The following is a 12,814-nucleotide window of genomic DNA, read 5'->3' as shown; positions in this document are numbered from 1 at the left end:
ACAAATGTACAATAAAAAAGCCCCCATTCCACAATGAAAGGGAGCTTTTTGTTATTTGTATTAAAAAATCGAAAAGAGAAAGAGAGCGACAAGCCCTTTTAGAATAAAAGAAAATAGAGCATTGCCGCCATAGGAAGGGCAAATAGGTAACTATCCAATCGATCTAACATTCCCCCATGTCCAGGTATTATCTTCCCAGAGTCTTTTACTCCCGCTTTACGCTTTAGAGCAGACTCAAAAAAGTCTCCCATCGTACCCATGGCTGCCACAACAAAGGCAAAAATAGAAGCTGTAAACATATCGAACTTACCCAAAGATGGAAGTAACGAGGGAATAAAGAGAGAGACAACTATCGTCAAAACGAGCCCACCCAAGAGACCCTCTACACTCTTTTTAGGAGAAACCTGCGGATAGAGTTTATGTTTTCCCATAGTACTGCCTACCAAGTAAGCCCCAGTATCATTAATCCAAATAAGCACAAAAACCAAGAGAGCGAAGGTTCCATCAAAGCTTCCATCCATCTGATAGCTGACAGCCGTAGTTATAAAAAGCGGTAATGCTACGTAGGCTTGGGCTGTTAGTACATTGCCTACTGTTTTTATTCCTTGTGCTAAATCTGCAAATATGGTTCTCGAAAAAGCATAAACAATATAGAGGAAATAGGGAATGAATACTTGTATTCCCTCTGTGCCCGAAAAGTACAGAGAGGTCGCATAAAGCCCCCAACTGGTAGCTACTATATCAAATACTGTTCTGAAAGGATGCAATCTGTTGATTTGAGTGAGTCTATTAAACTCGATAATCATAGATGCGCCCATAAAGATAAAAAGCAGAAGAAAAAGGATATCAGTAGAGAGTAGTAGAGCCGTTACTAATAAAGCCACATAAACAATACCACTCAAAGCCCTCACTTTCAAGGAAGTTATATCTAAAGCCATATTCTATAGAATACTCTATTTACAATTCTTATTTCTTTACTAACTACCCTTTGAAAGGAGGAGGTAATGGTTGACCATCTACAAGGTTATCTTCCTCTGGAGAAGTCTCGGTCTTTTTTTCCTCTTCTTGACTTTTTTGCTCCAATTCCAATTCATCAGAGCGGGATGCCCAGGGGCGTTTTCCAAAGATAGCTTCTACATCTTCGGTAAATATTACCTCTCTTTCCAATAACATCTCATAGAGACGGTGGTGCCCCTCTGCATCTTGAGTAAGAATTTCCTTAGCTCTATTGTACTGCTCGGCAATAAGTCGAGAGACCTCTTTGTCTATAATTTGAGCAGTTTCATCACTATAGGGTTTTTGGAAGGTATATTCTCCAGAGTTGTCCATAAAGTTCACATTGGGAAGTTTGTCGCTCATCCCATAGTAAACTACCATAGCATACGCCAGTTTGGTAACACGCTCCAAGTCATTCGCAGCCCCTGTAGAAATTCTGTTTAAAAAGAGATCTTCAGCTGCTCGCCCGCCCAACAGCCCACACATTTGGTCTAAAAGTACCTGTGTATGCGTTATTTGTCGCTCTTCGGGCATGTACCAAGCTGCTCCTAAGGCCTTACCTCGAGGGACGATGGTTACTTTTACGAGAGGATTGCCATACTGCAAACGCCAGCTAACAGTAGCATGCCCCGCTTCGTGTATAGCAATGCTCTTGCGCTCTTCCTCGGTTACAATCTTATTTTTCTTTTCTAACCCTCCGATAATACGGTCTACGGCATTCATGAAATCGTCTTTTTCGATTTCCTCTTTATTATTTCGTGCGGCTATAAGTGCAGCCTCATTACACACATTGGCGATGTCTGCTCCCGAGAAACCAGGTGTTTGTCTTGCCAAGGATTCAATATCACAAGAGGGTGCCAACTTAAGATTTTTCATATGTACGGCAAATATCTCTTTGCGATCGTTAAGATCAGGGAGCTCCACTGCTATCTGACGATCAAAACGTCCCGCACGCAAAAGAGCACTATCCAACACATCTACACGGTTGGTCGCTGCTAATACAATTACCCCACTGTTGGAACTAAAACCATCCATCTCGGTAAGAAGTTGATTAAGTGTATTTTCCCTTTCATCGTTACCGCCGATGTTATTATTCTTGCCTCTTGCTCTACCGACAGCATCAATCTCATCGATAAAAACGATACAAGGGGCCTTCTCTTTGGCCTGAGCGAAGAGATCGCGTACTCGAGAAGCACCAACCCCGACAAACATCTCTACGAAATCAGATCCCGACATGGAGAAAAAGGGCACATGAGCTTCTCCTGCTACCGCTTTTGCAAGAAGAGTTTTCCCTGTTCCTGGAGGCCCTACAAGCAATGCTCCCTTAGGAATTTTCCCTCCCAAAGCGGTGTATTTGCTGGGATCTTTGAGGAAATGAACGATCTCCTCAATCTCCTGCTTGGCTTCCTGTAGCCCTGCCACATCTTTGAAGGTTACATTTATGTTAGTTTTGTCGTACAGTTTTGCTTTGGACTTACCGACACTAAAGATACCTCCTCCAGCTCCACCTTTTCCCTCGGGGGAATTCATGCGACGGAAAATAAAAACCCAAAATCCTATGAGCAATAATATCGGTAACCAGTTGACAAGTATGGACATAAAGTTGAATTTCTTTGTCTCATACTTTATCTCTGCCAAGATTTGATTGTTATCGTAGAAGTCAGAAAACTTGTCAACAGATGGTATTTGCGTTTTAATACGATACACAGCATGCTCCGAAGAGAAGCCTAAGAGATCATTGCTCTGGAACTTCTTAATCTCTTGTTTCGTGAAAACCAAAGATAACTTATCGCTTCTCAGCTCCGCTGTAGCCGTATTGGAGGATCGGTCTACCACAATTTTATCGAAAGCCTCCTTTTTAGCCACGTTTTGGAATTCATTCCAACTGATTTCCTTATCCACCCCTGTCGTGCGGAATAACAACGTACTCGCTAAAAATATACCCACCAGGAGATAAATCCAGAGAGGGTTACGAAGAAATCCTTTCTTAAAATTCCCGTTACTGTTGGGTTTGTTTTTATTATTGTTCATACTAAAAAGTCTTTTTCATCGATAAAACAGAAACAAAGATACATTGTTCATTGCTCTAATCAGTAGAGTAAGTAGGAATTAGCGGCCAGACATTGCCATCACACGCAAGAAGTTCCCACCCAGAATAGCTATTAGTTGCTCTTCGGAGTAGCCCCGTCGGAGCAATTCTACCGTCAGATTAATAAGGTCGTTACTGCCGTGACATCCTTCTAAGTCGCCCCCCCCATCAAAGTCCGAACCAATACCTACCGCTTCATAACCCGCTAAAGAAACTATGTGGTCTATATGATTAGCAGCTTCTTGTACACAGGCTAACCCTGGTTTTTCTGAGATAAAATCGCTGTAAAGACATATCTGCACAACCCCTCCGAGCTGAGCGATGCGGCGGATTTGCTCATCTGTTAAATTGCGAGGATGTGGACAAAGAGCTCGACAAGAAGAGTGACTTGCTATGATCGGACGCTGACTAAGCTCCAATACATCGGCAATTGTATCGTCCGAAGCATGTGAGACATCAATCAATATCCCCAATTCATTCATTTTTAGGACTACCTCTTTACCAAAGTTGCTCAAACCTTTGTGCTCACGCACACTTCGACAAGCCGAGTCACAAATATCATTATCTCCATTGTGGCATAGCGTGATGTAAACCACCCCCATACGGCGATATTCCTCTAATAAGGTGAGAGATTTTCCCAAAGCATATCCATTTTCAATGGCAGGAACAATGCTAAGTAATCCCTCTCTTTTAGCTCTCTTTATCTCTTCTACAGAAGAAGCATAAAGTAGTCTGTCCTTGTTTTGAGAAACTACGTACTCTATTACCTTTAGCTTGTTAAGAGCAAAATCCTGTGCTTTGAGTAAGTCCTCAGAAGAACGTTTTCCTTGAGGCAAATAAGCAACCATAATAGTTGCATCCACCTTGCCCTCCTCCATCTTTACGGCATCTACTTTCCATTCCCCTCGTTGTGTAAGATCACTTTCAGGAGTAAGAAACATAGGTGTGTCTGTATGAGAATCAAGAACAATAGATTTGCGGTGAATTGCTTTTGCTTGTGCAAAAAGAGATGCCTCTCGTACAAAAAAGGTAAATAGGGACTTCATTTCAGGGTTCCCTCCACATGCCATATGCTCTGGATGCCACTGTACGCCGACAATAGGTTTATTCGGATAGCCGACAGCAGCCTCAATAATACCATCTGGAGCTACCGCCTCAAGTCGCAATTCTTTGGAGAGTTTGCCAATAGCTTGATGGTGTAAACTGTTTACCCATATAGCATCACCACCTGTATGCCCCATAATTTCAGCAAGCATAGAGTGCCCCGTTGTAAATGTTACAGTGTGCGCCCCCTCTCTTTTATCCATTTCTGGCGAATGATTGATAGGGGAAGAAAGACGTTTGTAGAAAGAGGGAGGAAGAGGAAAACTCTTATATAAATCTTGCATCAAAGTACCTCCCAAGGCTATATTTATCATCTGAAAGCCCCGGCAGATACCCAACATGGGTATATTACGACGGTAGGCAAAAAGAATTAGCTCCAGCTCGTATCGATCTCTGGGATAATCTATTTTTCCCAACTCAGGCACAGGTTCTTCTCCCAAGAAGGATGGGTGCACATCTCCCCCTCCCGTGAGAAGAAGGCCATCAAGCGTTTCAAGTAGAGCTGTGTGCTTGCAACTCTCACGCAAAGTAGGCAGTAATATGGGAATTCCCCCCGCCTCCTCGATAACTTGTACATAAGCAGGATTAACAGAATACCCTGCCTCTGTTGTGTGACAGGTTAAGCCAATACGGGGCACAGCTTGTAGCGAAAGAGGAGATACATTACGCCCCTCAGCTTCTTCGTATAATCTACGAAGAGCAAGGGGCAACTGTTCTATATTAGGTGCATCAAGCATCTATACGGGCATAAGTAGCATTTGCTTCAATAAACTCTCGACGAGGAGCGACTTCATCTCCCATCAAAGTAGAGAAAGTTACATCGGCATTGGCTGCACTCTCTATTGTTATCTGTTTGAGAATACGGTTGTTAGGATTCATCGTAGTCTCCCAGAGTTGTTCGTCATTCATTTCTCCCAACCCTTTATAACGCTGTACATGTACACGATTCTCATTACCATCGGCATATTTATCGATAAAGGCACGGCGCTGCTGTTCTGTCCAACAATACTCCATATCCTTACCCTTACGACATAGGTAGAGGGGTGGCGTAGCTAAATAAACGTATCCATTTTCTATAAGAGGGCGCATATTGCGATAGAAGAACGTGAGAATCAATGTGGCAATATGGCTTCCATCCACATCGGCATCGGTCATGATAATTATTTTGTGGTAACGAAGCTTTGAGAGGTTAAGTGCCTTACTATCCTCCTCTGTACCGATTGTTACTCCGAGTGCGGTATATATATTGCGTATTTCCTGATTGTCAAGCACTTTGTGCTGCATCGCCTTTTCCACATTAAGAATTTTACCCCTCAAGGGAAGTATAGCCTGGGTTTCACGATCTCGACCTTGTTTGGCTGTACCACCTGCCGAATCCCCTTCGACAATAAAGAGTTCGCACTTTGCAGGGTCTTTACTCGAGCAGTCTGCCAATTTTCCTGGCAATCCTCCTCCAGCAAGCGGACTTTTTCGAAGCACCAATTTACGAGCATTACTGGCTGCATGGCGAGCTTGAGCGGCAAGAATAACCTTATCGACAATAGCCTTGGCTTGTTGCGGATGTTCTTCCAAATAAATTGCAAGAGCTTCGCTCACAGCACTATCTACAACTCCTATAACTTCACTATTACCCAGCTTTGTTTTGGTCTGCCCTTCGAACTGAGGTTCTGCCACCTTTATACTTATCACGGCAGTAAGACCTTCGCGAAAGTCATCCCCCTCTACATTCACTTTTACCTTCTCCAATAGTTTGGAGTCGGTAGCGTATTGCTTAAGAGTTTTTGTAAGAGCTCGACGAAAACCTGTCAGGTGTGTTCCACCTTCGATAGTGTTGATATTATTTACGTAAGAATATACATTCTCTTGATAGTCTTGATTATAGGTCATCGCCACCTCGATAGGTATATCCTGACGTTCTGTTTTAATGTGAATTATATCTCCCAGTAGATTGGGTTTGCTCTGATCAATATAACTAACGAACTCCTTCAATCCCTCGTCTGAGTAAAACTCTTCATATAAAGGATTACCCTCTTCGTCTTTCTTTCGCATATCCGTAAGGGTAAGGCGCAGTTTGGCATTAAGGAATGAGAGCTCGCGCAAGCGATGCGCCAGAATTTTAAACTGATATTCAGTTACTGTAAATACTGTTGGGTCAGGGGTGAAAGTTACAATTGTACCACGACGATCTGAAGAGCCTATCTCTTTTACAGGATAGAGAGGTTTCCCCTTCTCAAATTCCTGAACATACATTTTGCCATCGCGATGAACTTCTGCCCTTAAGTGAGTTGAAAGAGCATTAACACAAGAAACTCCGACTCCATGCAATCCTCCAGATACTTTGTAAGAGCCTTTATCAAACTTGCCTCCCGCATGCAGTACTGTCATAACCACCTCCAAAGCACTGCGTTTTTCCTTGGGATGTATATCCACTGGTATTCCTCGGCCGTTGTCCTCTACAGAAATAGAGTTATCCTCCAAAATGGTCACCTTTATATCGGTACAGTGCCCCGCAAGTGCCTCGTCAATAGAGTTGTCTACTACCTCATAAACCAAATGATGCAAACCCTTCTCGCTAATATCTCCAATGTACATAGCGGGACGCTTGCGCACGGCTTCCAATCCTTCTAAGACTTGTATATTACTGGCTGAATATTCACTTCCTACAGGATTATTCGTATCTGTCATATCTAATAAATACTTTTAATTACTATCCTCAAGAACTACAGATTTTTCAAGCAGTTCTTTCTCTTGATCGAAGTACCACGGCACTTCCTCACAAAGGTAGCTCTTTTCTCTTAAAATTTGTCCATAACCATTACTTCAATCAGAAGGATTTGACAGATATACTGTGAAAAAAGTTTACTAGGAAAAGAACAAAATCTCCTCGAAAGAGAAAGCCTTATATTTCGGGAGCTTTGATGGATTAGAATATTAACAGAAGCTCCTTCAACTTTTTGATAATATAAAGAGGTTTCGCTTTCTTTTCCTCTGGGAGAGGGTTCTCTTTGGGATTAAACCAAACCGAAGGGATAAAAGCATTATGCGCCCCCTCTATATCTGCCGCCCAACTATCTCCAATCATTATAGACTCAGACACCCGTGAGTTAGTCACAGAGAAAGCATATTGAAAAATACCCCTGTGAGGTTTATTGCAACCCGCATCTTCACTCAAAATAATTCGATCTATATAGGGAGCTAAACCACTACGATTGATTTTGGCTGACTGTACTTCGCGGAATCCATTAGAAAGAATATAAACCCGATAGTAACGGTGTAGATAAGATAATACTTCTATGCTATCTGGTATTAAAGCGGTCTTTGTAGAAGTGTGAGCTAAAAAGTCGTTATTGAATGAAAGGATATCCTCTTGACTCCACTCCTTTATGCCTGCAAAGAGTTTTTGAAAGCGTTGTGTTTTGAGTTCATACTTACTAATACGCCCCTGTCGATACTCTTCCCATAGATTCTCATTAATGGTCCAGTAGCACTGCCAAAAAGTTTCAAAGTCCTGCATATACTCTGCCCAATTATTTTTGGAGTAGACCTCATACATACTCTCCCGACTGTTTTCATAAGTGGCCCATAGAGTATCGTCTAAGTCTATAAAGATATTCTTAATCATAACCCACGAAAAAGACGAGAAGGGGTAAAAACGCCCTCTCGTCTTTAGAAATATCAGTTTTAAGATTCAATAAAAATCGAATGTTTAATAGATGCGTACCACCAACACCTTAGAAAGGCTCCAGAATTCTTCTTTATTGGTGATTTCAAGAGTGAGTTGTTTGTCTGCTCCAGGTACCAATTCGTAACTGCTAGAGGGGTGGTTCGTCAATAGCTCTGCTTTCTTAGCATAAAGAGGAAGACGGCTGAGACGACGAAGGTCTATTTGAGTGAAATAATCCTTAGTATAAGACTCAGTTGCAACTTTACCGTCAACCAAGATCTTCATCTCTTTCAAGTCGTTCTTGGTTCCAACACAGTAGCGCACTGTATTCAATGCCACTTCTTGCGAGCTGATCTTCTCTTCTTGTTCTTTCTTAGAGACTTCTAAGCTACTCACATTTTCACTAAGCTCGCCCACCATTGCATCAAGATTTTCGATGACTATGTTTTTGCGTTGCAACTCTTCTGTCAGACGTTGTATTTCTTTTGTTTTAGACTCAAGCTGCTTTTGAAGGGCAGAGATGGTTTTTTGGAGCACACTACCCTTTTGTCCCAAATCTTTTATTTTTTTGTTGAGTTGCTCTATCTCTTCTCTATTAGACTTCAACTTTTCGCCAATCATACGCATATTGTCCTCGATGCGTCGTTGGTGACTTTCTCCTATCTCTCCACTGATAGGTCCAGTATTGATAATGCCTTCCATGGCATTGATGTCTTGGAAGTTGGTAAGGATACCACTGATGATTTGGTCCATCTCCTCAACCTGAGCTTGCAAAGAACTGTTCACTAAAGCTATAGAATCTGCCTTTTGTTTGGTCTCTTTTCCTCCCTTACAAGAAGTGAGACAGCCTGCGGATGCGATTGTACAAGTAAGTACAGCCATTAATAAAATCTTTTTCATCCTTTCATTGATTTAATATTTTCTATTTTTCTTTTTTACTCTTGAGAGTGTTTTTTATCCTTATTATGCGCTTCCTTTTGGGATTCTTTGCCCGAAAAAAGTAGAACAAATTCTCCACGCGGAGTTGTGTTTGTAAAGTGCTCCACGAGTTCTTTTAGGGAGCCTCTCACATATTCTTGGTGCAATTTTGATATCTCTCTACAAGCTACCGCCTGACGCTCTTCTCCCATGAGTTGCATAAAGGCCTGTAGTGTTTTCAAAACCCTATACGGAGACTCATAGATAATAATAGTACGTTCTTCCTGTGCCAATAGTTCCATCTTTGTTTTCCTTCCCTTCTTCTGAGGTAAAAAACCCTCAAAAACGAAAGAGGTCGTCGATAGTCCCGATGCCACAAGAGCTGGGATAAAAGCCGTTGCCCCTGGTAAACAGTCCACTTCTACCCCACTCTTAATGCAGGAGCCAACTAAATAAAAACCTGGATCGCTAATGCCAGGTGTACCAGCATCGGAAATCAAAGCTACATTAAGCCCCTCTAACATACGCTCCACAAGCTTATCTGCAGTCTTGAACTCATTGAACTTATGGTGACTTTCCAGAGGCTTGTGTATGTCATAGTGTTTGAGTAGCACAAGAGAGGTTCGTGTATCTTCTGCCAGAATAAGGTCGACAGAACGAAGTGTTTCGAGCGCCCTCAACGTTATGTCTCCCAAATTTCCTACGGGAGTAGGCACTATTGTCAATTTGCCAGCACTCATAAAGCCTTTTCGTAGGGTAATCTTTCTTGTAAAAATATGTGTTCCAACAACTACTTGGTGCAAACTTACAAAAAAACATCGATGCATCTTTACCCTTGTCAATATTAAGGGAAAGTATAGATGCATCGATAAATGCAAAGTTTGACAACAATAAGACTTATCTAATCTTGTTAAACCATACTTAGATAGTTTTGGGATGATACTGATGAATACTCTTTTTTCTCTGATAGTGGCAGCACCTTTACTCTCAAGTTAGTCTTATAGGTGTGCTTTTATCAGAAAAGGGGAGTTATCTTCTACGACGCTTCCCTCTTTTCTTCTTGCTTTTCTTCTGTTGAGAAGTTTTTTTCTTCGCAGGAAGGAGTAGCTTTTGCCCCACTTTCAGTTTTTGATGTTGTTGCCTTATACCATTGGCTTTCATCAAACCTTTTACCGTAATTCCATTCTTCTGAGCTATCAAAGATAGAGTTTCACCCTGTTGAACAGTGTGGTAACGAAGAGGAGAAATGCCACTTTCCAACGACTCTTTTCCTTCCATCTCTGTGGTATGTACCCCCAAAGATTCCATACTCTCTCTAACTCCAGATGCTAAGAGCAACGCCTTCTTTTGAGCCTCTTGACTGAGACTATCTAACCGACGGTCTAATCTCCCGATGGCGGGTAATGGAAGATATATTGTGCAAGGAGCGATATGCCCTGGAATAGAGTTTTTCTTGAACTGTGGGTTAAGTAACATGAAGAGATCATGGCTTACCTCTGCCGCCTTGGCTATCGTATGGGTGCTGTAAGAGTGATGCAGATGTATAGTATCGGTCGCTAAAGGAAGACTTTTATCCGAAGGGCAGAGATGATGGTCTACATGGTAATGCATTGCATAGAATGCTCCGATGAATAAGGGTACATAGCTACGTGTTTCTCTGGGGAGAAAAGGGAAAACAGCCCAGAAGTCGGTACGTCCTCCAGCACGATAAACAGCTCTGTTAAGAGTACCCATACCACAGTTATATGCTGCCATCGCCATAAACCAATCATTATAGACACGATAAAGGTCTTTTAAATGACGAGCAGCTGCATCTGTACTGCGGATAAGATCCAATCGTTCATCAATCAAAGAGTTTATAGTTAGCCCATAAGCCTTTGCTGTAGGTAGCATAAATTGCCATAGGCCCGAAGCCCCTACGGGAGATACGGCGGTTGGATCCATCGCTGACTCCACGATAATTAAGTACTTCAACTCAAGTGGTAATCCATATTTATCTAAGATAGTTTCTATCTTGGGGAAATAATAATCTCCCAAACTCAACATAACGGGGATGAGACTTCTTCGGCGCGTTAAAAATACGTCAATACCCTCTCTTACAAGGGAATTGTAGGGTATGTTCATCGTTGTGGGCAAGCGCATAATACGGTCTCTAAAAACCATTTCCGAGGGAGTTGGGTCTTTAGAAGTTCCTTTACTACAAGGCATTCCCTCCTCTTCATTCGTTGCATAGCCTTTGTGCCATTTTCGCAATAGAGTGGCAGCATCGGCATCCAGACTATGAGGGGTAACGATTTCAGAAGTACGTATTTGGGGCTCTCTCTTAGTCTGGGCAGAAATACTGTCGGTATGCAACAGCACACAGAGGGAGAGTAAAATTGAAAATATCCGAAGTGAAAAACGCATTTTACTAATCAAAAATTTAAGCTACAAGAAACAGCGGGAAGAAAACCCGCCTTTTCTGGATAGAACGAGGTAGTAGCAGGAGCTAAAACCAAAGAGAGATTAGGGCTGACTTCAAAATCGAAGAGCTCTGCATCTACATAAGCATCAATAAAGGAAAGAAGGTAAACTGCGGCCGAGACTATTATACTCAGGTCTCGATTGCGACGGTACAATTCACTCCCCTTCTTTAGTCGGTTTTGGATGTTGGCATCGCCTACATAGTTTTTGGGATCGGCTCCTTGAGGGATAAAACCTTTCCAAGAATCTTTTTCCAAAGGATTGGGATTCATAAAGTCTACGTAAGCTGTGTGGTATTCGTTATAGAGACGGCCATTCCAGGTAATGGCATAGAGGCATGCTGTGGTAGCACCCAAGACGAGAGGTATTTTCCAATACTTCCGATTATATAACTGTCCTCCTCCAGGAATTATTGCACACAAAAGAGCCGTCGTGGAGTTCGGTCTCCAAAGAGGAGAAGTTCCTAATACATTCTTTAGAGTAGGATATTGGGAAAGGGTTGTCCCATCTGTTTCTAAAAGCGGTAATTCAGAGAGTGTAGTCTCTGTACTTATTACATCCGATGCAAGGTTTGACGTACTCTCTTCTTGAGCACAAATACCCCAACTACGGCCCACAAAAAGCAGTAGTACTGTGCAAAAAATAAGCACCTGTCTCGATAAAAAAGAATTCTTTCTATCCTTTTTCATTAATAGGAAGGTAAAAACTACTGACGTTCCTCAAGTAACTGTAGAATGCGTGCTAAATCTTCTTCACCCTCAAAGTGAATTGTGAGCTTTCCTTTTCCCGATTGGTTACTAACCAACTGTACTTTTGTGGAAAAAGCCTTGCTTAACTGATCACAAAGAAGAGAGAAATCGGGTTGTCCCTGACGAGTATTTCTTCTTTTGTCAGACTTCTCTTCAAGACGGGCGAGTCGTTTAACCTCATGTTCTACCTCACGAACACTCATTTTTCTCGCTACAATCTGGGCATACAGAGCCAATTGTTTCTCTGGAGTAGATAGAGAGAGCAAGGCTCTTGCATGCCCCATATCGATTTTCTTTTCGGTAAGACCAAGCTGTATCTCTGCTGGCAATCGTAACAGGCGCAAATAGTTACTGATGGTAGCTCTATTCTTCCCTACCCTATCGGCCAACTCTTCTTGTTTCATTTGGGTAGCTTCCAACAAGCGATGGTAAGCAAGAGCTATCTCTATGGCATTAAGATCTTCTCGTTGGATATTCTCGATAAGAGCCATTTCCATCATGGACTCATCATCAGCCGTTTTAACGTAGGCAGGTATAGTAGTTAGTCCTGCCATTTTACAGGCACGCCAACGACGCTCTCCCGATATAATCATATAGTCGTCATGGTCCAATTTACGCACAGTAATGGGTTGTACCAGACCTATATTGCGAATAGAGGTGGCTAATTCTGACAAACTATCATCGTCAAAAAGCCGCCTTGGTTGTTCTGGATTAGGACGGATGCAATCAATAAGAATTTCGTTGATAGAAGAAGAGCCTGCTGCGTCATCAAGCATGGCACTCAAGCCTCTTCCCAAAGGGCTATTTCCTTTTTTCATAGGTAACTGTTAT

Annotated in this window: 10 protein-coding genes; all 10 read right to left on the bottom strand. The window is 42.2% G+C overall.

All coding sequences use genetic code 11. From position 1 onward, the window contains the following. Positions 1 to 98: 98 nt before the first annotated feature. Positions 99 to 938, bottom strand: coding sequence for a phosphatidate cytidylyltransferase (locus B5D06_RS00500; protein ID WP_078736072.1), 840 nt, complete (start codon positions 936 to 938; stop codon positions 99 to 101). Between the two features lie 43 nt (positions 939 to 981). Beyond that, positions 982 to 3,027: an ATP-dependent zinc metalloprotease FtsH gene (ftsH, locus tag B5D06_RS00495; RefSeq protein WP_078736071.1), complete on the bottom strand. Its 2,046-nt coding sequence runs from the start codon at positions 3,025 to 3,027 to the stop codon at positions 982 to 984. Positions 3,028 to 3,105: 78 nt separating this feature from the next. Further along, complete coding sequence (locus B5D06_RS00490; protein WP_234989529.1) at positions 3,106 to 4,899, bottom strand: membrane dipeptidase; 1,794 nt, start codon at positions 4,897 to 4,899, stop codon at positions 3,106 to 3,108. A 19-nt stretch (positions 4,900 to 4,918) separates the two neighbouring features. After that, on the bottom strand, positions 4,919 to 6,874 hold the full coding sequence (gyrB, locus tag B5D06_RS00485) for a DNA topoisomerase (ATP-hydrolyzing) subunit B (protein WP_078736068.1): 1,956 nt from the start codon (positions 6,872 to 6,874) through the stop codon (positions 4,919 to 4,921). Between the two features lie 238 nt (positions 6,875 to 7,112). Next, positions 7,113 to 7,811, bottom strand: coding sequence for a YjjG family noncanonical pyrimidine nucleotidase (locus tag B5D06_RS00480; RefSeq protein WP_078736067.1), 699 nt, complete (start codon positions 7,809 to 7,811; stop codon positions 7,113 to 7,115). A gap of 84 nt (positions 7,812 to 7,895) precedes the next feature. Next, a complete protein-coding gene (locus B5D06_RS00475; RefSeq protein ID WP_078736066.1) occupies positions 7,896 to 8,753 on the bottom strand; it encodes a Cbp1 family collagen-binding glycoprotein adhesin in 858 nt (285 codons plus the stop codon). A gap of 35 nt (positions 8,754 to 8,788) precedes the next feature. Beyond that, entirely contained in the window at positions 8,789 to 9,511 is a 723-nt protein-coding gene (gene rsmI, locus B5D06_RS00470) for a 16S rRNA (cytidine(1402)-2'-O)-methyltransferase (RefSeq protein WP_078736065.1), read from the bottom strand. Positions 9,512 to 9,800: 289 nt separating this feature from the next. Continuing rightward, entirely contained in the window at positions 9,801 to 11,177 is a 1,377-nt protein-coding gene (locus tag B5D06_RS00465; RefSeq protein ID WP_078736064.1) for a lytic transglycosylase domain-containing protein, read from the bottom strand. 8 nt (positions 11,178 to 11,185) lie between these two features. Beyond that, positions 11,186 to 11,851 carry a DUF5683 domain-containing protein gene (locus B5D06_RS00460; protein ID WP_143742533.1) on the bottom strand — a complete coding sequence of 222 codons (666 nt, stop codon included), beginning with the start codon at positions 11,849 to 11,851 and terminating at the stop codon, positions 11,186 to 11,188. An 89-nt stretch (positions 11,852 to 11,940) separates the two neighbouring features. Then, on the bottom strand, positions 11,941 to 12,801 hold the full coding sequence (locus tag B5D06_RS00455) for a ParB/RepB/Spo0J family partition protein (protein ID WP_078736062.1): 861 nt from the start codon (positions 12,799 to 12,801) through the stop codon (positions 11,941 to 11,943). Positions 12,802 to 12,814: the final 13 nt, after the last annotated feature.

The sequence above is a fragment of the Porphyromonas circumdentaria genome, from assembly GCF_900167105.1.
GTDB classification, from domain to species: Bacteria; Bacteroidota; Bacteroidia; order Bacteroidales; family Porphyromonadaceae; genus Porphyromonas; species Porphyromonas circumdentaria.
This window is presented reverse-complemented; position numbering and strand designations above follow the sequence as displayed.